The sequence below is a fragment of the Paenibacillus sp. USDA918EY genome (assembly GCF_009870825.1).
Lineage (GTDB): Bacteria > Bacillota > Bacilli > Paenibacillales > Paenibacillaceae > Paenibacillus_AQ > Paenibacillus_AQ albilobatus.
This window is the reverse complement of sequence record NZ_WTWY01000001.1, coordinates 758,897-784,097: the sequence shown is the minus strand read 5'-3', so window position 1 is coordinate 784,097 and position 25,201 is coordinate 758,897. Positions and strand designations below refer to the sequence as shown.

Genomic DNA, 25,201 nt, shown 5'->3' with positions numbered 1-25,201 from the left:
CCATATTTCTAGAAAAGCCGGGAGATGAACGTTCATCCCCCGACCCTGAATCGGCGTTCATGCCATTAACGTTTGTTGAACCGGTCAAGGGCTGCCTGTTGGATTTTGATCGCGTCTTCAATGCCCATAGCTTCGATTTTCTTCACGTATTTATCGAAATTGTCGAGCGGTTCGGCGCCCATGATAAATTTCAGGAACATTTCGTCCCGGTACGTGTTGATGTCCGTCATGATCGAAGCGTACTGCGAGCTTTCGTCTTTCGTCGGCGTCACGAGCGGCATTTTGCGTTCGCCGGTAGGCTGGGACCAAATTTCAAGCGCTTCGCGCTGGTTCGGCAGCGCCAGGTACTGCATCTGGAAGTCGTCGCTAAGCACGAACGGCGCGCTCCATGTCGAGCGGTTATGCTTCGCGAACGATTGCTGCAAGCTTACGCCGCTTGGCGGGTTAAGCACTTCCGGCAAAAAGACCGGCTTGCCGTTTTCCATTTTGTAAGCTTCGCCTTCCTTGCCGTAGTTAAACAGCAGGCTTCCTTTTTCGCCGTACGCGTAGTCAAGCCACTTGACGGTTTCGATCGGGTTCGGATTGCTGGTCGAAATCGCCGCCCCGATGCCGTTCGTCGCAAAGTCCTTTTGGCCCCAAATCGCTTTGTCGCCTTTGTTCAGCACCGGATAAGGAGCGGCCACCAAATTGAACGTCGGGTCTTTATCCTTCATCAGGTTGGCGTATTTGCCGATGCCGCCTCCGTTGTAGGTCGGCGCCGCGCCAAGCTGGTTGCCCGTCATTTTGGCATCGAACAGCTTGTCGTTCGGCGCCGCGAAGTCTTTGTCGAGCAAACCTTCCTTGTACCATTTGTTCATCGTCGTCAAAAATTCTTTGTATTCCGGCTGAATCGGGCCGTATTTTACCTGGTTGTCGACTTGATAGAATCCGTAGTTGATCCCCCAGGCGCCCAGGAAAGGCGCGTCGATGCCGACATCGTCTTTGGTGAAATACAGCGGGATTTCGTCCGCTTTGCCGTTGCCGTTCGGGTCTTTTTCTTTGAATGCCTTCAGCACCGTGTACCATTCGTCGATCGTCGTCGGCTTTTGCAGCCCGAGCTTATCCAGCCAGTCCTGCCGGATGGCCGGCCCGTAGAATACCCGGACCTTTTCGCCGCCGCGGAAAAACGGGAACATATATAAGCTTCCGTCATCGGTCGTCACCTGCTTTTTCCAATCCGGATGCTCTTCCAGCAATTTCTTCAAATTCGGCGCATATTGATCGATCAAATCGTTTAATTTGATGATTTTGTTGTCCTGGATCGCTTTTTCCGGCCCGCCCGGATAACCGATCCACGACGTCTCGATGACGTCCGGCAGCTTGTCGGATACCATCATCAGGTTGAACTGCTCCGCTGCCTGCGCTGCGTCCGTCGGCGGATGCTGGAAATCGACTTTGACGCCGGTAATGTTTTCAAGCTCTTTGTACATGCCCATCTCGGCGTACGTTTTCATTTGGGCCGCAGCTGCAGAGTGCATGCTTACCCAATACGTCAGATGCGTAAGCTTTGCCGGTTCGCCCGATTTTCCATCCGCGGAAGTTCCCCCTTTCGCTTGATCCCCTCCGGAACTGCTTCCGCATGCCGCAAGCGATAAAGCCAATGTCGTCGCCAAAAGCGCGGTTCCGATTTTTTTGCTTCTTTTTACCATGTAAGCGCCTCCCTTTTGATCGTTTCTAAACTATCCGGAGCTTGGTTCATTTCGCCCAGCCGGTACCCAAAGTATAGGGAACGCCCCCGCCAGCAAGATACTGGAACTTTTTCATAAAGCTTATATTTTCGTAAGATTGATGACTGACGATTCTTATTTTTTCCAGCCTTTTTTTAATGTTAAAATTGTACAAAAACGCGAAAACCCTTGTCGTGACGGCCTTTTCCGGCATGATGAAAAACGTCAGCCACTCACTCGAACCAACCTCAACGCCCGCAGCTTGACCGCATCGGCATGCCAAATTTCCGTGAATCTCGGCGCCGGGTCCTTCAGCTTGGAAGAGAGTAAAGTTAATGTATGGACACCCGCCTGATCCCAAGTAAATTGCCCCATTCGCGACAGCACGGCCGTATACGGATGCTGGCAGGAAGGCGAATCGGAATCGGCCAGATCTTCCCGAGGATCCACGGCGATCACTTGACCTGCCGATTCCAGCAGAATCGGTTCCGGATACAGTCCGTCCCACTCCTGATCGTGGCGTTTGAAGCTGACCAGCAGCAGCTCGTAGGTTCCCGGTGTCACCAGCTTGAACGTCCATTCCGCGCCCCGGATGTCGGGAATGCCGGCTTCCTTGTCCGCTTTCCGGACCAGGCTGACCTTGGCATGAGGCACCTCCAGTTGGAAAACGCCGTCCGGCATCTGCGTAAGCGTGCGATCGAAGTCGTTTTCTCCTTCAAGTTCCAGAGCGACAACCGATACATATTGATCCGCAGGCTGGCTTGGCAAACGGATCCCGAGCGTATGAAGTTCCAATTGTTCATCGTAAGCCTGCTCGAATTCAAGCCCGGTTTGACGCTGGTCCGCCAGACAGTAAGCACGCAGCACCTTATTCCGGATCCCGTTTAACCGCAGTCCGTTTGCCGGCCATTTGTCGTTGTGGATGTGAAGATAAACCCTTCCCGGCCGGGTGGTCAGCGCCCCCCATTCGAGCTCCACGGGAAATGGGCTTCCATCCGTTCCATAGATGGCCTCCGCATTCCGGCGGGTCCACTCCCCAACCTCAAGCAACCTTTCCGCCGAAAGCTCCGGTATGGTTCCTTGCGGCGTCGGGCCGACGTTCAGCAGCAGGTTTCCGCCTTTTCCGATCACGTTCACAAGCTTTTTGATCAATGAATCCGCCGTTTTCCACACCTGATCTTTGGTGGTATACCCCCAGGACTGGTTCAGCGTCATCGGCGTCTCCCAAGGCCTGGCGTCTTCCCCGCTCATGCCGATTTCATTGTCGCCCTTGGAAACGAAGTCGCCCATCCCCATAAAATGGGACACCCTGGAATTGATAAGACAGTCGGGCTGAAGGCTTTGCACGTGGCGGACGATGTCCTTGCTGTCTTCTTCGGACAACCCTCCGGCGGTGTCGAACCAAAGCAGCCCCACCTTGCCGTATTCCGTCAGCAGCTCCTTCAGCTGGGGTTTCGCTTTGCCTTCGAAATATTCCGGAAAACGTTTCTCCTCCAGCTTGTAATCCCAAGTATTGTTATGCTCTTTATGCAGCGCATGCGGGTGATGCCAGTCGATGACATGCGAATAATAAAAACATAAGACGATTCCCGCTTCTTCGCAGGCTTCGGCCAATTCCTTCAATGGGTCGCGGCCGAACGGCGTGGCGTCGATGATATTAAAAGGATCGGCCTTCGAATAGTACATCGCAAAGCCGTCATGATGTTTGGCGGTGATCACGATGTAGCGCATGCCGGCCTCCTTCGCCAGCGTTACCCACGCTTTCGCGTCAAATTCGGTCGGATTGAACCGCTGCGCCAGCTTTTCGTATTCGCGGACAGGCGTTTTCTGCGCGTACATGATCCACTCGCCCTGCGCGGGAAGCGCGTACAGCCCCCAGTGGATGAACATTCCGAATCGGGCCGCCGTCCACCATGCCGTCCGCGGATCGCGCCGCGCCGTTCCGGCGTGGACATCATGTCCGGTGCTGCCTGCTTTGCCCATGGTTTTCACGCTCCTTTTACCAATAAGGTTTCCAATCTTTCGTCACGCGGACAAGTGCTTCATGCATGTAATAGTCGCCCCAGATGCAGCATTCGTCGACGCCGTTGTTCCCCGGCTTGCTGTATACCGCATGCAGCAAAATCCCGTTCGATTCCGGCACGTCCTTCGTCATGTAGTTTTCGATCAAGGATTCGAGAATCGATAACGCCGCATTTTCATATTTCCGCTTCAACGGTTCGGTCAACGGAAAATGCGCCGCGGCTTCCAGCAATCCGCAGACGGCAATGGACGCGGCGGAGCTGTCTCTTTCTTCCGTCCCTTCGGTGAAGATCAAATCCCAATAGCAGACAAAATCCTCCGGCAGCCGGTTCAGGAAATAATTTGCGATTTTCGTCGTCAATTCGAGCAGTTCCGTTTCCCCCGTGTAACGGTAAGACAGCGGGAAACCGTAGATCCCCCAGGCTTGCCCACGCGACCAGCACGAATCGTCGGAGTAACCTTGGGCCGTCTTGCCGTATTTCGGAGCCCCCGTTTCGGCGTCCATATAATACGTGTGATAGCTGGAAGCATCTTCCCGGATGAGATATTTCGCCGACATATGGACATGGGAATGGGCGGCATCGTAAAATTTCCGGTCGCCGGATACTTCGCTCGCCCAATAAAGCAGCGGCAAATTCATCAAGCAGTCGATGATCATCCGGCCGCGCTGCCTCGGATCGTCCAAATTGCCCCAGGCCTGGATGATGCCCGCTTTGTCCAGATAACGGATGTACAGAAGCTCGGCGGCGTCCAGCGCAATTTGTTTCGCATCCTCATTGCCGGTCAGCTTATAAGCCGATACGCAGGAAAGCGTATACAGAAAACCGAGGTCATGCGTATTCGTATAACGCCGTTCTTCGATCCGCTGCTTGTAGCTGGGGAGCTGCTTTTCCGCCGCTTGCCGGTATTTTTCGTTTCCGGTGGTCTCGTAGGCAAGCCACAGCATTCCCGTCCAAAAGGCCGGGGTCCATTCGGTATTGCCGACCTGCCGATACACGTTGCCGGAACTGGCTTCGGACGGAAAGGTGTCGATGAACGTTTCAAGATTGCGGTCGATTTGATCCAAAATAAAAGACAATGCCTCTTCGCACCGTTCTTTCGTCAACTGGGGCGCATGGTCATACCTGCCGGCGGCCAAAATTCCTTCGTCAATGACTTGCTTCATGCGTGCACTCCTCCCGAAAATTCAATTGGTGTTCGGATCAAATTGTAGCCAGTGCGAGCGAAACGGACAATCTTTATCTTTTCGGATCAACTGCCGTTTTTACTCCATGCGGGGGGCGGTTGAAAAAAAGTCGATGCAGCTTAAATATCGTCGGCACGAAAAAAATCCGCAAAGAACCGCTCCTCAACAAGCGTTTGTCTTTACGGATTTTCTTTTATCCTTCCACCGGCTTATGCCATGTGAATTGTGATTTCCTACCCGGTCCGTGCGTTTTTCGCTCCTTTGAAATTGTTCAAGTCCCGGCTCGCCAATATCCATCCTGTTAAACCGGGAATTTGCACCCGTTTTTTGCTGGTGAAAATGGACGGGAACTATATATAATGGGTATATTCACGGAATTGGAGTATTTAAAACGATCACATTTTATAAGGGCGGTGCAAAATTGATGAGTGCAATCGTAAGCAAACCTTGGGTTCTGGCCCGAATGTATGAACCGGATGTCACGATCGTGGACTGCAGGTTCGAACTCGGAAAACCCGAAGCCGGAAAAGAAGCTTATGAACGAGAACATATCCCCGGGGCTATTTACCTCGATTTGGAAAAGGACCTTTCTTCCCCCGTGCGCGAGCATGGCGGCCGCCATCCCCTACCCGACCCGGAACAGCTCAGCCGCACTTTGGCCAAAAACGGGGTCTCGCCCGAAACGCGCATCATCGCGTACGACGACCAAGGCGGCCTGTACGCTTCGCGGCTGTGGTGGCAGCTGAAATATTTGGGGCATGGGCAGGCTTTTGTCATGAACGAAGGTTTCAGCGCCTGGAAAGCTGCGGGTTATCCGGTGACGGCCGATCAGCCGATCCGGGTTCCTGCAAGTTACGGCTATACACTTCATCCCGAACTGCTTGCTAGCATGGAAGACGTGCGCGACGCGTCCGGCCGGGATGACGTTATCGTCATTGATTCCCGTGATCCCCGCCGCTACCGGGGGTTGGACGAAACGATGGACCCCGTCGCCGGACATATTCCGGGGGCCAAAAACAAGTTTTGGAAGCTGCTTTTGGACGACAGCGGAAAATGGATTGCGGCGGACCGGCTGCAGGAACACTATAAAGAGTTCCCCCGCGACAAAGAAATCATTGTTTATTGCGGTTCCGGCGTATCCGCCTGCCCGAACTTCATTGGACTTAAAGAAGCAGGGTATGAAAATGTAAAGCTGTATTCGGGTAGCTGGAGCGATTGGATTTCGTACAGCGAAAATCCGATTGCGACGGGAGAAGAGTAAAAGCTGAGGGGCCGCGTCTGACGAAACTTTTTAGTGTTTCATACATGGCAAAATAAGACGGTATCAGTTCCACGGAAAAGAGTTAGGTCACCACCAACTCGACACGTGGCTACTGAATATATTTTTACGATGATGCACCGAGCATGTGCGTTCTCGTTAAATAAAGGCTAAAGGCCGAAACTCCACACAAAGGAGATTCGGCCTTTTTAATGAATGCGCAGCAACGGGAATTTTTTTAAAATCACATACAGCGAAATAAATACTTGCCTCTGTCTAGGCTGTTCAACATGAAGTCTCCCCCCCCCCGTTAACTTTATTCTGCATCCTGCCAAACATTGAACTTGTTTCCGTCCGGATCTTTGAATTTAAATTGCAAACCACAGCTTCCTTGGTCGCTGATCGGTTCGACGTAGACACCACTTTCGCGAATCCGTTTATGGACCTCTACGATATTCTCAACCTCGAATGTCAGAGAGAACATTTCATATTGTTCGCCTTCCCATTGATCGGTCATGAAATTTGCCGTTCTCTTCTCCTTCGTTTCCAGCAGGAACAGCCATTGCCCGTTACCGAGCACGAGGATGGCTGGGTCGGCAGATCCGCGGGGTCTTGCTGTAAGTCCTAATGTCTCTTTGTACCACTTGGAGGCAAGTTCAACGTTAGATACGGGTAAGTAGTTGTGAGAGACTCTTTTTAACATCGGTGCTTGTGTTGCTTGTTGCTCTTGTGTTTTGATTAATTCTTTTTTGGCCATGAAAGCCCACCTCTCTTAAAAATTCGTATTTCTATATATAGACGACCTAATTTCATCAAATCCGTCATACTCAAGCTGTGTTTTTTCTTTTTTTTCAACCGCATGATATGCATTACCGTCCGGGTCGTAAAAAACGAAGTGTTTGCCGATAAATTTGTTCGTTTTGATCGACTCCGACTTGACTTCGTCATGTTGCAGCTTATGCCAAAGTCCCTCTATATCGGACACCTCAAAGGCCAATAAGGGGACATCGCTTGGCAGATGGGCATGGCATTCCAGCAAATACAATTCATGCCCAGACTCCATTAAAAGATTGCCATGTCTGCTGATTCCCAGTTGAAAATGACGGACGAACCAGTCTAATACCCGCTCTCGATCAAGTACAGGTATATAGAAATGCCCGGCGCTTCTCAATATTGTTTCCATGACTCTCTGTTCGAATTTCCGATCTAGACGCCGCATGCGGAAATAAGGCTCGAAATCGTCGGTGAGATGACGCTTCAGTATTTCTCTGGCCCGACGAATACGGCTTTCTACAGCGGATAAGGAAATATTCAGGAACTGACCGATTTCTTTCATTGTCCACTCGCTTAAATAGTAAAGCATGATGGCTATTTTACTTGTCTGCTCTAAATTTTGCATGGCATTCCAAATCATTTCTTGCGTCATATGATGATCTAACCATCGATCGACATTATTCATGGAGGGGGCAATTGCATCTTCGTAAGGCAATGTTTGTTTTTTCTTTTTTACGAAATCAAGACTTGTTCGATAAGCAATAGCATATAACCAACTGCCCAATTTCGAAGGATCATCTAAGGTATGTAGTCGACGATAACATTTAATAAAAGCTTCTTGCGTTGCATCCTGCGCTTCATGGAAGTCCCCGATCACGCTGAGGGCAACGGATAACATCGCGTTGGAATATTGAAGCACAATCTGACGAAAAGCATTGAAATCGCCATTTCTGGCTTCGGTTATGAATCGATGAATATCGGCCCCCTGCTTCTCTTCATCCATGCCAATCCCCCTTATTATTGAGACATTCACATATCATGTAGACCGTTTTGTTCGATAATATTATGAATTCGGCGAAATCAGGAAGAAAGGCAGTTACAGCGGACTCCTCTCGGCGGATTGCTGGGAACATCCTAGGAGACAAGAAACCAAAGCAGCTAGAACCCATTTAATAAGAAAACAAAATTGCCTCCCTTGCCCCTAATTTTTCTCAGTTCTCCTAACCTGATCTTAGAATGTGTACTTGCTTGTTTTTGCCCTTCAGTTAGGGAGACATGGTGACAACCCGGGGCTATAGATCGTCCCCAATGAAATCAAGAAATAGACCAAGTTCAAATTTCGCGATAGGCATCGGCTTCTTTTTTGAAATCCAGAACTATTAAACTACAGGGAAAAGTTTGTAACAAGATAATCCTTACAAGGTGAAAAACCGGTATCCGAACAAGTGTTTGTGTTCAAAATCACAAAAATAATGTCTACGCGGCCACAGTAAAATCTAGAGAACTGGATTATCATACTTATGGGTGGAATGCCAACGTCGTTCATTGTCAACTGATGGTTCATGCTTTGCGATCTTCTGAATTATATCCAAATTAATAATGATGAACATTCTGTTTTTAATATGTAATAACCCTTCTGCTTGAAACTCATTAATAACCCGTGATGCGGATTCCCTACCTACACCGATCATGCTGGCGAAGTGGTTCTGTGTTATTTTCCAAGAAATAAGAAGCCCGTCTTTCGTTTCAACGCCGAAATTCGAGTAGAGATCAAGCAGCAGATTGGCCACTCGTACACGTGTATCTAGAAATGCTAAATATTCTAATTTACGGTCTGCTTGGGTTAGACGTTCACTCAAAATGTAGATGGTCTTTCGCATAATATCAGGATACATACGCACTAGCTCATCCAAATCTTGACGCTTAATGGCCCAAAGCATTGTACGCTCTATGGCCGCTACAGAAGCTGTTCTTCGATTGTCGTGATGAAACATCTCCAGTTCTCCGATTGCTTCGCCTGGGAACTGATGCCCAAATATGATTTCGCGGCTGTCATCCTGACGATATATCTTTAAAGCACCAGACTTTATAATGTACATTTCGTGGCCTTCCTCCCCATGTAAGTACAATATCTGGCCTTTGGGATAAGTACGGAGCACAAATTTGGATTCCACCAGTCCCCTGTCTTTATCCTGAATTATGTCTTTAAAAAATGAGGTATCTAAAACAGAATCAAACATAATGCGAAGCTCCTTTGCAGGACTAGCGGTTTTTCTACCAGTCCAAAATGGACCGGATCAGTAGTAGAGCAAACTAGCTAATCCATCTGTTTTCGTGGTGTTAAGCGAATTGGCTCGCCTAAATTTTTATGATATTTGGCACGTACATCACCTTATATAGATGATGTCATTTCAGGATATTATAACATCTAATGTTTTGTTTTTATAAGATCATTAGTAGCTTGTTGATATCACCCACTATATATTTTACATACCTGTACAGAGATATTGTATTGGAACCATTTACTTAATGGAACTACTATAGTCAATTCAAAAACGGAGGAGAACATATGATGTTTAAGAGAATTCTGTGTAGTGCTTTAATTGTTATTTTGGGAGTTATAGGTTGTATGTCTTCCTATTCCTCAGCGGCGATGGGCAGCCCTCCTAAGCAACAAATAGTTTATAAGGTACAGACAGATTTCATAAAGGCAAACAAGCTGGCGAAGTCTGATATTAGACAAACATTAACGTACGACATCAATAATGATGGAAGCAATGAAATTATTATTCTTGGCGGAGACTTGCAACATAGTATTGGATCAAAGGGATACATCGGTGTATATTCCAAGGAAGGCAAACATTTAGCAACCAAAAAATATGACGATTCTTTTTTACCGTTTGATTTGAGAAAAGTAAAAAACGCAACATATAAAAACTGCCTGGGGATAGGTGAGTTACCAGGAGCTAGTGGTGGATCAAGAATTCAAATATTGGCTTTTTCAAAGGGTGAATTTATGTCGTTAGTTGTTACTGATTCCAGTGAAAACGGAATAACAATCAAGGATGTTGACAACGACTCTAATGACGAAATTATTGGTTATGAGTGGTACCTTACGGAGGAAACGCGTCATTTAAGCCATGTAGCAGCCATTTATGATAAGTACGTTTATTCCTGGGATAAGAAAAAAGGAAAGTATATCAAACAAGTCTACGGACAAGACGGTAAGCGGGACGACCTCCGGAAACCAGTTAACACACTTACGAAATCAGAGGCGATCCAGTTGCTAAATAAAGCAAGTAAAACTTTATTTAGCGGTAATCCTCTTCCTCGTTTTACTGAGTTTAAGGAGAAAATGCAATTCTTGCTCACGTACAATTTTATATACCGCTACAACTCAACTAATAGTATCGATGTTTACTCAATCCCGTTAAGCGAATTTGATATGAACAAAGCAACTTTTAAAATGTCACCCGATAAACAAACGGCAACAGTCACTCAAAAAATAGAAATAGTTGATGCAGATACAGAAGAACATTCTTTCATCAAAATTACTGCTGTGTTAATCAAAACAAAATATGGTTGGAAAATAGATAATGTTACATTCTAGATAATTATTTTCCAATGGCTTGTTATATTAATTCAAATAATGGAGGTAGTACAATGAGTTACTTAAGTAAAATAAAGTACGCAATCTGCGGGTTTGTGGCAGGTGCGATGTTTTTTGGAAGCATAGGTTTTGCGGCTTCGACTTCTCAAAGCATTCAAGTCTACATGCAGAAAGTTTTTTTTAGAATAAATGGCGTTGATAAAACTACGGCAGACGGAACATTCAACAATAATGGAACAAATGTCCCTGCCTCGTTTATGTATAAAGGGACAAACTATCTCCCGATGAGAATGGTTGCGGAGATGTTAGGCAAAGAAGTTCAATGGGATGGCAAAAACAGTACTGTTATAGTTGGCGGCGATAAAGGCGATGTCGACGTACTTTCAAAATTATCGCCCACTCGTTTATTTGATACTTCAGACCTTTATGAATACAGAAGTATTAATAAAACAATGAAACTTCAAGGGCAAAGTTATAACACAGGACTACAAGTTTGTTATCTTTCAGAAAAACCAACGACCCAAGAATACGACTTGAATGGCCGATACAAGAAGCTTACGTTTAATTTTGGGGCTGATGATGCTCTCTATGATAGCTGGAACGGAACACATGAAGGTGCTTCAAAACTCACTGTTTTAGGAGATGGAAAAGAATTGTGGTCAGGTATTGCCACTACCGGCGTACCCCAGAAGGATGTTTCAATTGAGGTTTCAGGAGTATTGAAGCTATCCCTTGTTATTCAGAAGTTCGGAGATAAATACCCGGCAGTTGTTGATATTGTCAATCCGATTTTATATTATAAATAAAGATCTTATTTGCAAATACGATCCAATAGAATCAGCCTTCCATAGTGAATATATGAAACAAAGATTTAGCATTCATATATCAAAGATTGAATTTACTTTCATGGATTATCCGTATAATAACGCATGTTTACAAATTATTCGTAATTGCCAAAAGGGTCGTTCTTCTGCAGCATTCACGCTGCAAAGGAACGACCCTTTTTTGAATACATGTATCATTTATAATCCGGCGCGCAAACGGTTTGCGGTTTTTTCACCGGCGAGAGCCTTCGGCCGGAACACCCACCAGCGGCTTCCCGCAAAGTTAAGCACGACCCCCAAAAGTGTCGCCGCCCCTTTGCTTACCCAGAACGGGATTCCCATCTGATCATGCAAAAACGCCATACAGCCCGAAGTGATGCCTAGCGTAACCACATTCAGCAAAAGAAAACGCAGCAGCCCTTTCGTTAACGCCCCTTGCTGTTGAAACGTGAACTTGCGGTTCATGAGGAAGCTGTTCAGCACCCCGCAGCCGTAAGCAACGACCTGGGCGTCCAGCCAGGGCAAGCGCCACCAGGTCAGCAGCGTAAAGGCGGCGACGTCTACGCCGGTGTTCAGAATGCCTACCAGGCCAAAAACGATAAACGAACGAAGGGATTCGCGCGTCGCGATCGACTTCATAAGGAGCTCACCTTCTATACATCATATTCCATCTTCTGGCGTGCATTTGCGATAAAGTCAAGCGGCGTCCGGATCTCTTCGGCATGGTACTGAATCGCTCCGACCGTAAGCTTCAAATCAAGCTTGTATTTGTTGGAAAATTCGATCGTATTGAACGACTCCACTTTTTCCTTTAAGCGCTGCACCACCACTTTTGCCCCGTCCTGATCGGTAAACAGCAGCAAACCCCAGGTCGGATGATCCGCATTGAGCATATAGAGAGAATCATTCATGCGGATGCTTGTCTCGCTCATCCTCGAAATGTCGTAAATCATTTCCGTGACCTGGGATTCGCTGATCATCCGGCTCAGTTCATCCCAATGTTTGACCGTCATCACAAGCAGCGTCAAGGGAATGTCATATCGTTTCGAAAGCGCCATGAATATCGTCGCGTCGCTTTGAAACGAGCGGCTGTTTTTCAAATTCGTGCGTTCGTCCAGCGTCGCCAGCGAAGCGTTGCGCTGCTTCAGGCTTTCCGCTTCCAACTGAAGCCGCCGGTTGGAAGAGGTTAGCAGCGAGATAACCACAGTCAAAACAGGCGTCATGATGAGCCAGTAGTAATGGTAGCCTTGCAGCGGCTCGCCGACAACCACGGTTTGATAAATGGCAAAGGTACCATATCCGAAAATGAACGCGATATTCAGGATCAGGCCAGCGGTTATACTTGTAAAATAGGTGATAACGGCAATGAGAAACGATACATTAAGCAGGATCATATTGACTAAATAATGTTGCGGATCCCCTGCCGTAAACACGATATGAATAAAACAGACGACAAACAGCAGCAAAAAAGCGGCATCCGACAACAGACTGTTCTGGTAGCGTTTCATCCTTTCCCACCTGCTCTCTTTCTGTACTTACGAAGGAGAAGGATCAGCGACACGATGACCAGCACGGCGGTCAGCCCCAAGGCCGCGATAAAACCCAGCACATCTTTCCGCTCGGAGATCTGACCGACCAGGGAGTTTCCTTGCTGCGTCTCCGCTTGTTTCTTGAACCGGAAAGCCTTCGTATTGCCGTCCGGATCCGTCACGACGCCATCTCCATAGACCTTCCACTTGGAGCTGTCCGTCGCCAGCAGATTCGATGCCAAATCGTCGTATTTGGAGGTTGGCCCGGTCACGGCGAGCCAGCCGTATCCCCAATTGTAAGGAGACTCCATCAACTGCAGCGTGCCGATCCGCTTGCCGTAGTTTTCTTCGATGCTCATCTTCTCATTGGACATGATCCTTGTCCCGTCCGGGCTGTACCGGAAGAAAAGCTGGTCGTTGTGTTTTTGGAGCCATGGATTGTCCTGATACGAGCCGATGGAGATAAGATTGTACTGCTGCAGCTTCGATTCGTCCGGAAGCTCCTTGCTTCCATAAAAAACGACCTCGCCCGTGTTGGCCTCCGCATATTTGCCCAGCAAATGGAACAGGTTTCCGACCGTTTGATAATCGTAAGCGTCCATCTTTTCCGGCAGCAGCACCGCGATTTTGTTGAAGCTTGCATCCCTCAAAAACGGGTTGGGATAATTGTTGAACAATAAGTCCGTCCGATCTTTGGTGTTTAGCTGCAGCAAGGAGTCTTTCGTAATGAAAGCCCAAGGCATTTGATCCTGCAGCTCGATGCAGCCTGCGCTTTTCAGCTCCAGGTCGAAGGCGGCCGTGACCGTAAAATTGCCCGAAACCTCGATGTTTTTCGGAATCGTCAGCGTAAGCCGGTCCTGATTCGCCATCTCCTTCGTCAGCTTTTTGCTGCCGATCGGGGTGTCGTTAATCAAAATCGTAACGAGGGAGCGGTCGAAATCAAGATTGTCCGAATAACGAAAATCGAGGCTGATTTTGCTGGAGTCGGCTATGAACCGGTTTGCCGGCAGCGTCACGAAGTAGCTCTTTTCTTGATGCATCATGCCGGTCAGCTTGTCTCCGGTTTCCGTCAGCGTGACGTCCCGGCTCACATTCATTTCCGGCGTATCTACCTCCGTGCTCGCGTCCACCCATTTTTCGGGACCGTCGAGCTGGTCGACCAGCATCTGATTACCGATCAGGCGGCCTGCCTTTTTCAGCATGAGCGGGTCTTCGGACGTCACGATCAGGGCGGAATCCGAGCCTTCGTTCACCACCCGGATCAACGCTTTGGTTTGAACGTCGACTTGTCCCAGTCGTTGTTTCCACTTTTCCGGAAGATTTTTGTATAAGGCGACGATGACCAGCTTGCCGCGTTTTTTGAGCGCCTCGTCGTCCAGCGGAAGCAGCGGAATCGCGGTATCGTCGGTGCGGTTGATCTTGGCGAATCCGGAAAGGGCGTACACTGCGGCTTCAAGCTCCGAAGCATCGCTGCCGTTTGGGACCGCAAGCGCGTTTTGCTCGTCTTTTAACGTATCCAATCCGGCGAACCGCCGATTGAAATCCCGGATGCTTTTGGCCGTGTCTTGTTTCGCATAATTGATTTCGGCATAGGAGGTTTTGTACAACTCAAGCCAATTGTCCCGTTTCTCCGTTGGCACGCAGACGCGTTCCGGCAAATTCGTCAAAATGTAACCTTCGACCGTAAGCGTATTGCTTCCTGAAACAAGCAGTTCTTTCGGAACCGAAACGGTTAGGTATTGCTTCTTGTCCCCCACGGGGCGAAACGAATAAAATTTCGTACCGTTCATTTTCAGTGTAACGCTGGACTCTTCCGTTCTCGCGAGCTGGGTCGCCTGATAAGCCAGATACAGCTTTACCTCGCTAACATTCCAGTAATCTTCCAGCCGGATAAATAATGAACGGGAAGCCGTGACCCCGGATAAAGATATATTCGTCGAGGTTAACCTCTCTGTGAACGTAAATGCGTCTCCGTCTTGTTTGGGCTGGGCGAATGCTTGTCCGCAAGCAATCATAAATAACAGCAAGCAAAGAATACCGGAGATCGTAGATTTGGTTTTCACGTTTCTCCTCCTTGTTTTAATAACGTTCGGTTTTATACCATTTGACTTCCCTTTTGAAAATCAAATCCTTGATATAGTTGTACAACCCGTAGGCGGCCACAACCATCCATAATTGACAGTACGATATGTACATCAGCATGATGATCAGCAGATTCGAAAGCCTCATTTCTCCCTTTTCCGTGATCAGCGTAATAAACGTGCCCGTCACGAATAAAATGACGGCGAGCAGCCACAAAAACGAACTCAACCCGGCAATCGTCGTATGCACAAGTCCAAGCGCATAGAAGACGAGCAGCACGTCGGACATGATCAGCGAAGTCAGGAGCAGGAAATAGATCGATAAAAAGTACAAAAGATCGAAATGAATCCGTTTGGCGGACCGGTCGAAAAGCAGCGGGATATTTTTCACGATGACGTAAATGTTGCCCTTGGCCCATCTTGTCCGCTGTTTAAACCATACCTTCAGCGTTTGGGGCTCCTGCTCCCACGTGACGGACTTGGGCTGGAATTTGATGCGGTAGCCCATCCTATAAATGCGAAAGCTGATTTCCGTATCCTCCGCGATCGCCTTGACGTCCCAGCCTCCGATGGCTTCGATGATCTCGCGCCGCATAATGAAATTGGTGCCGGGAATGGTGCACAATTTAAACAATTTCCATCGTCCGGCTTGAGCCATCCATTGGAAGGACAACGTCTCAATATTGATGAACCGGGTCAGCAGGCTCGCAAACCGGTTGCGGGTTCGGAACTTCCCGATGACCGCGCCAAGCGTGGGATCATGCGTAATTTCCCCGACAAGGTAACGGAGAGCCGTCTTCTCCGGCGTGTTGTCGGCATCGTAGATGGCGATAAATTCCCCCCTGCTTTGCTGAAAACCGATGTTGAGGGCGTTCGATTTCCCTTTTCCGCCGATGACGTTGTCCGTGTTAATTACGATCAAATGGCGTTCTTGATGCTTGGCCTGCAGCTTCGCAAGCAATTCGCTGCTGTTATCGCTCGAATTGTCGTTAATGACGATGATCTCATAGCGGTCATGCGGATAATCGAGCGCAAGCAGCGCCTCCACCGTTTGCGTAATGACCTTGCCTTCGTTGTGGGCGGGAACCATCAGCGTGACAAAAGGGACTTCTTCGGGGAGCGGCGGCACCTCCCGGCTTTCGTTTCCGATGTAGTACAGATAGCCGGAGATGATCAGCACGACATTGACGAGAAGCAACGACCATATACTGATGACGGCAATCATCATCAAGATGTCTGCAGCGGTCATGACTGCCTCCTTTGCATGGATTTGGGCAAAATCCTCTACTTGTAAAATTTCCGCTTGTACATGCGGTATCCGATCATCAGGAAGCCGCAAAATACGATTAAAGTGATGAAAATAATGACGATAAAAATTTTGTTTTGAACCGTAAACCAGGTCTCAAAGCTTTTTTTCCCCTGCTGCTTGTATACATGGTCGGAGCTCGTTTCCACATGACTTGCCTGAATGCCCAAGCTTACCCCGTTAAGCACCAGCGAACCTCGATCCGATGCGAGTTCGTTGGTCCCCGTTTTTACGCTGTGGGCTTCGTTTTTGTAATCTTCGAAAGTGATCCAGCTGCTTTTAAGCCCGTCGACCAGACGATCAAGCTCCGACTCATTCTCCGCAAAGTCAAAGGTTATCGCCGTGTCCATCGGCATCGGTTTGATCAAGCGGTCGTCCGAAAGATAGCGCTGCAGAAACGCCGAATTTACGCTGTAGAGCGAGGACGGGAACGCCGTGGACCGGTTCCGTTTCGCTTTATAGATCGGGCGCGCGTCCGGATAGAGAACGACCGAGTCAAAAAACGCCATCCCTTCCGAAACGTAGTGCTCGTCATAAGACCAGTACATCTCGGTCCCCATCCCAAGCGGAACGACGCCCTCCTTCGCCAGCTCATCGATAAAATGCTCCATTTGGCGCTGCATGCTGCGGTCGAGGTCCTGGATGGTGGAAGCCACGACGGGCGATTCGACCAAAACGGTCCCGTTACGTGACTGAACGTATTTCAGGGTGTTGATATAACGCTTCATGGCGGGATAATCGGTATTGCTGAATACAGGGTGCACGCTAACGATAAACGGAATGCCAGCCTCGAACAGCTCGTCCGACATCCGCTCCAGCAAACTTAAGTCCGAAAAAGGGTATATTTCTTTGAAAACGAGAAAATAATGACCTGTTTGGTGATCTTGAAGCCAATCCTTAAGCACGTAAGCCAACGCAATTTCGCTTAACGTGTCCTTCTCCATGAAAGGAACGTACGCGTTTGCCCCATTCAGCACCCCGTAAGGATAGCTTGCGCCCGACGAATGAATCTTTAAGGTTCCGTACCGCTTTGCTTCGTTTTGCGTCGAATCGAAAAGATACGGGACATCGATGGATTTCTCGACGAACGGCCCGATGGCCAGGTCGGCCGTTCTCCGTGCGGCCTGAACCCGCAGCCCCAGTGACCGGGCCAGCTTGTCGCTAGGCTTTTCCCCGATGTAGAGAAGGCCTCCTTGATACGACTGCAAGTCCGCGAGAAATCCGCTCGGTTCCTCCATCCAATCGGAGCGGTTGCGAACCTCGACAAGTTTGGAATAACCGTTAAGCGACCCGGCGGCATAAGAATCGATCGGCTCGGCCGTCACTTGAACCCGGAACGCGGCAAGCAGCCGCTTTAAAGCCTCGACGTTGCCTTCTTGTTTCGTTCCGACTCCGAGGCTGTCATACAAGATCAGAACCGAAGGAAAGGATGTTTGCTCAGCCGCCTGCACCGGTACCGGCACCGAAAAGACAAGGCTCACAACAAGCAGCGCCAGCAGCATCATATATGAGCGATGGTGGTTTCGTCTCAATGAATCGCCCCCTTTCTCCCGATTTAACTCTGCGCCGTTACGGATTGATCATGCGCCGCAGGCTTGCTTTGCCACAAATTCCGGCATATAGCGTCCGACACCGCGGTGAGCGTAACCAAGTCAAACGCGGCCGTAAATAAAAATTCATGCTTTGACAAATCCGCGTCCCCTGCGCCGATAATCGACACGAAGATTCCTGACAATCCCATGAACATCAGCATGAGAATCAGCGGCAGCCGGATCATGCCCCGTACATCCCTGGCCTTGACGGACGCGGCGAAATGAGCGGCATACATGCCCGTAACGACCAGCATCCATATGATGATGAAGCCGAACGTCTTGGGGGCCAGCGCCTTTTTCAGCTCGCTGTATCCGGAAAAAAACGTCGTTTGCGCCCCAAACGGTTTTCCTACGGACTTTTCATAGTTTCCCATGGCCGGCGGGCGGATCGTGAACGCGTTTTTGGCTGCAAGGTCCATCATTTTGCCTGCTTGTCCCGGATGGGTTACGTAATAAGCAAGGATGGATACGAAGCCGTAATGATTGTAGAAGTTATCCTCCAATATTTTGGAGTTCACGTCCACGGTCGTATATGGCTCGTAATAAATGCTTTCGTTCAGAATGGCATATTGCCGGTTGATGCCGAACGATTTCAGGGTGGCTTCCGGGTCTTCGGATTGCATCAGCACGCCGCGCGTCATCGCATGGTATTGGTTGATGTTGACGAATTCCTTCGGAATGAGCACGTAGGTCGCGATGCCGGCAAGCATAAGGAACGCGAGCGCAGACGCCGTCATGACCCGAAAGGTCCGCTGCTTCCGCACGAAAATAAAAACGATTCCCATCACGGCGACGATGATGCCGACGGGCGCATTTTGCTGCTTGCTTGTCGTAAGCAAAAGGCCGCTGACAAAAAAGACTGCCAGCATCGCATAATCGGAGTATCGTTTGCGGAACAGCAATAAGCCGGAGGCAAACAAATAAATAAGCATAATCCAAACCATGCTTTCGCTGAAAAACGAGTTGAAGAAAGCTGTATAAGCGGTGTCACCAAACAAGAACACAGCCAGAATGGCCACCGCGTAGCCGTATTTCGGTTTCATTTTCCAAGTTAGCGCCTCGACGAAAAGATAAACGGCAACCGTATATAAGACCGTCAACAGCGCCCCTTGCACCCGAATGTCGAACACCTGCCGGTCAAACCATTGATTGATCCAAACGGATAAACGTATAAGAAGAGATTGCGAGGACGTTAAGGTAGCACCGTTTTCGTTGAAGTATTGGAATATCCCGAATTGCTTGTTAAAAAAGCCCAAATACAAACTGTCATAGTCCGGGTTGTTGAAATATAGCCCGTTGCTGTACAATACGCGGAAATAGTCTCCGTTGTCGGCCATCCCGATGTAAGGCGGAACGAACAGCGCGATCGCCGTGATGACGAGGACCAGCGACGCGGCCAGCAGGGGCGGGGAAACATAGCGGCCGAGTACGGTCATGCCGAATCCCAATCGGTCGATTAAGCGAGCCTTAGCCAATGCATACACCTGCCTTTATTCCCGCAAACGCCCGGCACTAATGGGCATAAGCGAGCAATGCCATCAAATTGTCGAAAGAAAAAGCTTGTTTTGCTGCCGGATCGCCGAAGCCGCCGTACAACGGGCTTGCCTTATCGGTCACCCGGTATTTCTCCATCTGCCGGATGCTGTCTTCATACAATTCCTCATCCGCCAGCACGGAGCCGATCATGGCCGTTATCGCATAGATCGCGGTGGATTGAATATCGTTCCGGGGGACGCCGTTCCGATCGTATTGGCCGTATAACGTTCCGTTCTTCACATGTTCCTTTAGATAAACGATGCTTTCGGGACGCTCGAGGCCGGCCTCGGATAACGCCAAAATCGTTAACGCCGATTCGACGGTGTTGATCCCCTCCGAACGGTAGGTGTCCGTGCTGTAATCATAGCTTGTTTCGTAAAAGGGAAACGCGTCCGACAAATATCCGTTTTGGAGGATTGCCGCCATGTTTTGGACCAATGCGGATTGCTGCTTAGCAGGAACGGGCAGACGTTTCAATGTGACCAAATCAATGTAGCACAACGTCACGAAATCGTTTGTAACCTTGTAAGCATCGTCGTAAAAATCGTAAAGCTTATCGTCCTTGACGTTAAACGCATAGAACCGCTTCCCGTAGTCGTCGGCCCACCCGTCGTATTCCGCGGAATGAAACCGATCCCCCGCTTCATACAAAGCCCTGATGATCCGCAGGTCGTCGACGGCGGCATTGACCGAATATTTCTTGTCCTGCTTTGGGCTATACCGGTAGCTGAAACCTGAAGGAAGCTCAAAAACCTGCTTTGCGCGCTCCCATTCGGCTTGAAAAGCGTCCTTCCGGTTCGTAAGCGCGTCATAACGCATCAGGAGGCTTGAAGATTCGCTTAATACTTCGTGGCCCGTGGCAGCCGTGTCCGATTCGCCGCTGTCGGCGTAATTGGTATATACGCCATACGGTCCGTACATTCGGTTCATGACAAAACGCTCCGTGTCCTCACGATGCTGCCGCAGGTTCAACCGATCGCCGAAGCTTGATTCCCGTTTCGCATTGGGATCGGCCGGCTTTGCCTGCTGTACCGGATGTTCCGCCTGTCCGTTCCCGTTCGGAGGGCTGCCGCAGGCAGCGAGGGCGTTAAACAAAAGCATGGTGCCCATCCCGCATATCCAAAAATTTTTCAACATCCTACCTCCTGCATCAAGCTTGCGCCCCGTTTTTATGGAGCGTTATTGGTTGCCATCTCGGCCTGGCGGGATTTCGGTTGATACGTTTCCTGAATATGTAGTTCTTCCTGCGGGTAGTGGATCGTCTCTTTTATAATGTACTGCGGTCTGTTTTTGCTCTCGTCATAGATTCGTGCGATATATTCGCCCATAATGCCGAGCGACAGCATTTGAACGCCGCTGAACAACGTAATGGCCGTCATGATGGACGTCCAGCCCCGCTCGACCTCCGGAAGATGGAGCAGCTTGGCGCTTAAGGAATACACAAGCACGCAAAATGCGATCACGACCGTCAGCAAACCCATTCGGGTGATCAGCTTCAGCGGCTTGGACGAAAACGAAAAAATCCCGTCGGAAGCAAAAGCGATCATTTTGCGCAGCGGGTATTTCGTTTGCCCGGCAGCCCGTTCGTTTCGGTCATATTCCACGTAGGTCTGGTTAAATCCGATCCAGCTGATGATCCCCCGGATGAATTTGTTCCGCTCCGTCAACCGGTTGAATACATGCGCGACCTTATGGTCGATTAAACGGAAATCCCCTGTATCGCGCGGAATGTGGGTATCGGACATGCGCTGCAGAAAGCGGTAAAACAAAGAAGCGGAAGCGAGCTTGAACAGCGTTTCGCCTTTGCGTTTTCTCCGTTTTCCGTATACGACCTCATACCCTTCCTCCCACTTCTCCACCATGTCGTGAATCACTTCGGGCGGATCCTGCAAATCCGCGTCGATGATGACGACGCAGTCGCCCCGCGCTTGATTGATGCCCGCCGTGACCGCCGCCTGATGACCAAAGTTTCTTGCAAAGTTTACGATTCGCACATGTGCATCCTGCCTTGCCAGCTCATCCAAAATGCTTATCGTCCGATCCTTGCTCCCGTCGTTTACAAAGAGAAGCTCGTATGTATAGTTTGTGCACTTCATCACGTCCGTCAATGCTTTGTAGCACTGCCGGATGACTTCTTCCTCATTGTAAGCGGGGACAACGACCGATATGCATTTATCGTCCATTCATCCCACTCCTTATGACCTAATCCCTTTCAATATAACATAAGATAATGCAGCAGCCATCGACAAAATGTAGGGTTTTTTTACCGTTAATCCTTTATTTCGCCCTTACCTTGGCTTTTTTCATAGTTTTTCACGTTTTTTCATAGTTTTCATGTTTTGCAGTCATGCGTCAATCGCACTAAAAATTTCTTTAAACATATTTACAAACCGCTGGTCGGTTTTTATAATGATGATAACACGATAAAAAATCGATTACCATTCCGGAGGGATCCGATTGAAACAAGAACAACGCAGGCAGCAAACAACCAGACTTCTGCTGGATACGGTCAAAGAACTGATTCAGGAAAAAGGATGCCACTCGATGACCATGAAGGATATCATGGATCGATCGGGTTTGTCCAAGGGGGCGATTTTCCATTACGTAAAGAGCAAGGACGAAATTTTTGTTTGGGTGCTTCAGGAGCGGCTTGAAGAAACGAATGCCCAATTTATGAACGAGGTGGAGCAAGGCCGACGTTCGTTCGGTGAACCCATGCAGAAAATTGCGGAAAACATCCTGCAATACGAAAACGCCCGGGATGTGACGAACAAGGTGCTTTTGTATTTGCTTGGCAAGGAGGATCAGCCTGTCATCGCGGAAGCCCTTAAACAGTATTATGAGAGATCGGTATATTTATCCAAGGAGTGGATTGAGACCGGCCAGAGGTACGGAGTCATTCCGGAGTCGGTCGATGCGGACAAAACGGCGGATATGTTCGTCCTTCTTACGCTCGGCTTGCGAGTGCGCTCCTCCATCCCGTTGACGGCGACTTCTTTCAAGGGACAGGATTTCACATCCATGATTTCGGATATGTTACAGTCTCGAAAATAAAAAATCGAAAGGTGGAAGCATCATGAATTTATGGTTGACGCTTCATTTGCTCGGAGTCGTATTATTCGTAGGAAATATCGTGACGGCGGCCTTTTGGAAGGTTCGGGCGGATTTGACGAAAAACCCTGCAGCCATTCATCATGCCGTGCAAAATGTCATGCTTGCCGATTATATCTTTACGATTCCGGGTCTTTTCCTCGTGATCCTTTCCGGCGGCATGATGGCTGCGCGTGCCGGAGTTTCGTTCTCGGGTTTCAATTGGCTTGTGCTTTCCCTCATCTTATTTGCCCTTACCGGCATCATTTGGGCGGCGATCCTCATTCCCCTGCAGCGCAAAATGATCCGGTCCAGCGCCCGCTGCATCGAAACCGGCGTGATTTCCCAAGCCTACCGCAACGCCTCCCGTTCCTGGGCCGTGTTCGGCATCGCCGCCACGCTGCTTCCGGTCGTCATTTTATACCTGATGGTCATGAAAGGATTCTAAGCAGCGCGTAACGGCTGTCACAGCAAGATGTTTGGCTTAGCATTGTCGAGCTTTGATTATGACTTCCAATGGAGGGATATCCGGATGCTGCCTTTTTATGCGCTTGTTGCGGTTTTTCTGTTGTTTAAGATTCTTGGCTTGGCCGGGCTTTCCTATTTCGAAGGCTGGCATACTTCGCTGCAGGCGGCTGTGGCCGCCATGCTGCTCCTAACGGCTTCCGCGCATTGGGGAACCCGCAGGCGGGATCTGATCCGCATGGTTCCGCCGTTTTTTCCCAGACCGGATCGGATCGTGACCGCCACCGGGCTGCTGGAACTTGCCGGAGCCGTCGGCATCATGATTCCTGCCGTTTCCAAGGCCGCTTCGATCGGTTTGGCCATGCTGCTTGTCGCCATGTTTCCCGCCAATGTGCGCGCAGCCAAGGAAAAGTTAACGATCGGCGGGCGCCCTGTACCTAAGCTATTTCCCCGAACCGTGCTGCAATTCGTATTTCTTGCGGCCGTCCTGCTGGCAGGTTAAACGTACGACTTCCCCGACCGTTATTGGCCCTGTTTTCAAGCGCTTGATTGCAGCGGCCAATTCGTTTATACTCTAAAAGCGAATGGAGGTTCATTTATGGTTCAGGTTTTGAAGGAGGAATTGCGGCAGGCGATCGTCCAACATGCCCAAGATGAGTTTGCCCAGCATGGTTTTGCGGATGCCTCGATCAAACGGATTGCGGCGAATGCCGGCATCTCGGTCGGCAACTTGTACCGGTATTTCCCGGGGAAGGAAGCGTTATTCGATTCCATCGTGTCTCCCGTCCTCCGCGAGCTGGAGATGCTGATCGGCAATCACGACAACCATCCGGATGAAACAGGGGATATATTTGAGCTTGTCGTCCACGCATTGGCGGGGATCGTTGAAAAATACCGGAGGCCGCTCCTAATCTTAATCGATGGCTCCAAAGGAACCCGGTTCGAAACCGCCGCTGCGAATTTTCACCGGGTAATGGCGGACAACGTTGCGGAGCATTTGGCGATCTATAACGGCAAACAAGGAAGGACAGTGTTCGAGCGGCAAGCGGCTTGGCCGGTTTCGGTCGCTTTTATGCAAGGCTATTTCGAGATCATCCGCCGCCACCAAGATCCGGAAGATTGCAAACGGATGGTTGGCCAGTACGTTTCTTTTTGGTATCAAGGCCTGCGGGCGTTTCTTTAGTAAAGGGCGCACGCGTTTTTTCAAATCTAATAATGAACCATAATTCGCTTTTAGGAGGCGCAAACGTTATGGAAAGATCCATCCATCAATACGTGACCCAAAACGGCTTCAAGCTGGAATACAGCATCGTCGGATCGGGAGAGCCGGTCCTCATTTTGCACGGAGGCCATTCGAGCTGCCGTGAAGAATTAGGTTATGACCTTCTTACGGCACGTGGTTTCCGGATTATTACGCCTTCCCGTCCGGGTTATGGCAACACGTCAGCGGAGCTGGGCCGATCGCTCATGACTGCATGCGAAGCCTATATCGAACTGCTGGATGAGCTCCAAGTGCCCCAAGCGCATATCCTCGCCATGTCCGCCGGAGGCCCAAGCGGGATTTATCTCGCTTCCCGATACCCGAACCGGGTAAAAAGCCTTGTCCTGCAATCCGCAGTCTCCGATCGCTGGCTGTTTCCGGGCAGCAAGACGCATCAATTGGCACGGATCATGTTCAACCCCTCTACTGAAAAATATGTATGGGCGGCGATACGGTTCATGAACAAATTTGCTCCCCGCTTTCTTTTGAACAGCATGATTCCTTCCTTCAGCACGCTGCCGAAAGAAAAGGTACTGCCGGAAATCAGCCGCGAGGATCGGAGACGATTCAAAAATATGGTCAACCGTCAGCGGTCGGGACGAGGCTTTATGATCGATTTGGAGCAAACAGGACATGACCTGACTCCGGAGCTTGTTTCGATCCAGTGCCCTTCCTTGATTATGCATAGCATTCATGACGCTTCCGTCCCTGTGGAACACGCAAGGCACGCCCATCGGGTCATTCCGAACGCCCGGCTTTGCGAGCTTGATTCATGGGGTCACCTGATTTGGCTGGGAGCCGGCATCGATGTCATGGGCGAACAGCTGTTTTCTTTTTTGGATAACGCCATTCATCTCGAGTGCAGCTTACAATGACCATGTTGGGGTCGAAGAAAACTTTGAGCGAGATTGAGCTTATATATATTTTATTAGGAGCAATTTCTTTTACAATGGTTTAGCAA

General features: G+C 49.4%; 22 protein-coding genes. 8 read left to right on the top strand and 14 right to left on the bottom strand.

Going from position 1 to position 25,201, the window contains the following annotated elements:
* Positions 1 to 65: 65 nt before the first annotated feature.
* The 3 genes from GQY55_RS03560 to GQY55_RS03550 form a co-directional block, all read right to left on the bottom strand.
* The gene (locus GQY55_RS03560) at positions 66 to 1,688 is read right to left on the bottom strand and encodes an ABC transporter substrate-binding protein (protein WP_160038156.1); all 1,623 of its coding nucleotides are present in this window, start codon (positions 1,686 to 1,688) and stop codon (positions 66 to 68) included.
* Between the two features lie 243 nt (positions 1,689 to 1,931).
* The gene (locus GQY55_RS03555) at positions 1,932 to 3,689 is read right to left on the bottom strand and encodes an alpha-L-fucosidase (protein ID WP_160038154.1); all 1,758 of its coding nucleotides are present in this window, start codon (positions 3,687 to 3,689) and stop codon (positions 1,932 to 1,934) included.
* A gap of 16 nt (positions 3,690 to 3,705) precedes the next feature.
* Positions 3,706 to 4,893 carry a glycoside hydrolase family 88 protein gene (locus GQY55_RS03550; RefSeq protein ID WP_160038152.1) on the bottom strand — a complete coding sequence of 396 codons (1,188 nt, stop codon included), beginning with the start codon at positions 4,891 to 4,893 and terminating at the stop codon, positions 3,706 to 3,708.
* A gap of 445 nt (positions 4,894 to 5,338) precedes the next feature.
* On the opposite strand from GQY55_RS03550, the gene GQY55_RS03545 reads away from it, so the two are divergent.
* A complete protein-coding gene (locus tag GQY55_RS03545) occupies positions 5,339 to 6,175 on the top strand; it encodes a sulfurtransferase (protein WP_160038150.1) in 837 nt (278 codons plus the stop codon).
* Positions 6,176 to 6,488: 313 nt separating this feature from the next.
* Here GQY55_RS03545 and GQY55_RS03540 read toward each other — a convergent pair whose 3' ends face one another.
* The 3 genes from GQY55_RS03540 to GQY55_RS03530 form a co-directional block, all read right to left on the bottom strand.
* On the bottom strand, positions 6,489 to 6,929 hold the full coding sequence (locus GQY55_RS03540) for a VOC family protein (protein ID WP_160038148.1): 441 nt from the start codon (positions 6,927 to 6,929) through the stop codon (positions 6,489 to 6,491).
* Between the two features lie 15 nt (positions 6,930 to 6,944).
* Complete coding sequence (locus GQY55_RS03535) at positions 6,945 to 7,949, bottom strand: sigma-70 family RNA polymerase sigma factor (RefSeq protein ID WP_160038146.1); 1,005 nt, start codon at positions 7,947 to 7,949, stop codon at positions 6,945 to 6,947.
* Positions 7,950 to 8,442: 493 nt separating this feature from the next.
* The gene (locus GQY55_RS03530; RefSeq protein WP_160038144.1) at positions 8,443 to 9,186 is read right to left on the bottom strand and encodes a Crp/Fnr family transcriptional regulator; all 744 of its coding nucleotides are present in this window, start codon (positions 9,184 to 9,186) and stop codon (positions 8,443 to 8,445) included.
* 332 nt (positions 9,187 to 9,518) lie between these two features.
* On the opposite strand from GQY55_RS03530, the gene GQY55_RS03525 reads away from it, so the two are divergent.
* Both GQY55_RS03525 and GQY55_RS03520 read left to right on the top strand, forming a co-directional pair.
* Positions 9,519 to 10,556, top strand: coding sequence for a hypothetical protein (locus GQY55_RS03525; protein WP_212957604.1), 1,038 nt, complete (start codon positions 9,519 to 9,521; stop codon positions 10,554 to 10,556).
* Between the two features lie 53 nt (positions 10,557 to 10,609).
* The gene (locus GQY55_RS03520; protein WP_160038140.1) at positions 10,610 to 11,362 is read left to right on the top strand and encodes an NPCBM/NEW2 domain-containing protein; all 753 of its coding nucleotides are present in this window, start codon (positions 10,610 to 10,612) and stop codon (positions 11,360 to 11,362) included.
* Positions 11,363 to 11,578: 216 nt separating this feature from the next.
* On the opposite strand, the gene GQY55_RS03515 is transcribed toward GQY55_RS03520, so the two are convergent.
* The 8 genes from GQY55_RS03515 to GQY55_RS03480 are packed head-to-tail and all read right to left on the bottom strand — an operon-like array spanning position 11,579 to position 21,607.
* Positions 11,579 to 12,019: a GtrA family protein gene (locus GQY55_RS03515; protein WP_160038138.1), complete on the bottom strand. Its 441-nt coding sequence runs from the start codon at positions 12,017 to 12,019 to the stop codon at positions 11,579 to 11,581.
* Between the two features lie 14 nt (positions 12,020 to 12,033).
* Complete coding sequence (locus GQY55_RS03510) at positions 12,034 to 12,888, bottom strand: diguanylate cyclase domain-containing protein (RefSeq protein WP_160038135.1); 855 nt, start codon at positions 12,886 to 12,888, stop codon at positions 12,034 to 12,036.
* Entirely contained in the window at positions 12,885 to 14,972 is a 2,088-nt protein-coding gene (locus GQY55_RS03505) for a cellulose biosynthesis cyclic di-GMP-binding regulatory protein BcsB (protein WP_160038133.1), read from the bottom strand. The genes GQY55_RS03510 and GQY55_RS03505 overlap by 4 nt, the downstream gene beginning before the upstream one ends.
* 16 nt (positions 14,973 to 14,988) lie before the next feature.
* A complete protein-coding gene (locus tag GQY55_RS03500; protein WP_160038131.1) occupies positions 14,989 to 16,239 on the bottom strand; it encodes a glycosyltransferase in 1,251 nt (416 codons plus the stop codon).
* Between the two features lie 35 nt (positions 16,240 to 16,274).
* Positions 16,275 to 17,828: a hypothetical protein gene (locus GQY55_RS03495; protein WP_160038129.1), complete on the bottom strand. Its 1,554-nt coding sequence runs from the start codon at positions 17,826 to 17,828 to the stop codon at positions 16,275 to 16,277.
* A gap of 23 nt (positions 17,829 to 17,851) precedes the next feature.
* Positions 17,852 to 19,363: a glycan biosynthesis hexose transferase WsfD gene (gene wsfD, locus GQY55_RS03490; protein ID WP_236575384.1), complete on the bottom strand. Its 1,512-nt coding sequence runs from the start codon at positions 19,361 to 19,363 to the stop codon at positions 17,852 to 17,854.
* Positions 19,364 to 19,400: 37 nt separating this feature from the next.
* A complete protein-coding gene (locus GQY55_RS03485) occupies positions 19,401 to 20,558 on the bottom strand; it encodes a hypothetical protein (protein ID WP_212957606.1) in 1,158 nt (385 codons plus the stop codon).
* Positions 20,559 to 20,593: 35 nt separating this feature from the next.
* Entirely contained in the window at positions 20,594 to 21,607 is a 1,014-nt protein-coding gene (locus GQY55_RS03480) for a glycosyltransferase family 2 protein (RefSeq protein WP_160038125.1), read from the bottom strand.
* 274 nt (positions 21,608 to 21,881) lie between these two features.
* Between GQY55_RS03480 and GQY55_RS03475 the strand changes: the two genes are divergently transcribed.
* From GQY55_RS03475 to GQY55_RS03455, 5 genes are all read left to right on the top strand, one after another.
* The gene (locus GQY55_RS03475) at positions 21,882 to 22,478 is read left to right on the top strand and encodes a TetR/AcrR family transcriptional regulator (protein ID WP_160038123.1); all 597 of its coding nucleotides are present in this window, start codon (positions 21,882 to 21,884) and stop codon (positions 22,476 to 22,478) included.
* 22 nt (positions 22,479 to 22,500) lie between these two features.
* Positions 22,501 to 22,962 carry a DUF2269 family protein gene (locus GQY55_RS03470; protein WP_160038121.1) on the top strand — a complete coding sequence of 154 codons (462 nt, stop codon included), beginning with the start codon at positions 22,501 to 22,503 and terminating at the stop codon, positions 22,960 to 22,962.
* 84 nt (positions 22,963 to 23,046) lie between these two features.
* Positions 23,047 to 23,481, top strand: a complete 435-nt coding sequence (locus tag GQY55_RS03465; protein ID WP_160038119.1) for a DoxX family protein — start codon at positions 23,047 to 23,049, stop codon at positions 23,479 to 23,481.
* 96 nt (positions 23,482 to 23,577) lie between these two features.
* Positions 23,578 to 24,162 (top strand): TetR/AcrR family transcriptional regulator, encoded by a 585-nt coding sequence (locus tag GQY55_RS03460; RefSeq protein ID WP_160038117.1) that lies wholly within the window; start codon positions 23,578 to 23,580, stop codon positions 24,160 to 24,162.
* 68 nt (positions 24,163 to 24,230) lie between these two features.
* Positions 24,231 to 25,115, top strand: a complete 885-nt coding sequence (locus tag GQY55_RS03455; protein WP_160038115.1) for an alpha/beta fold hydrolase — start codon at positions 24,231 to 24,233, stop codon at positions 25,113 to 25,115.
* The last annotated feature ends 86 nt before the right edge of the window (positions 25,116 to 25,201 follow it).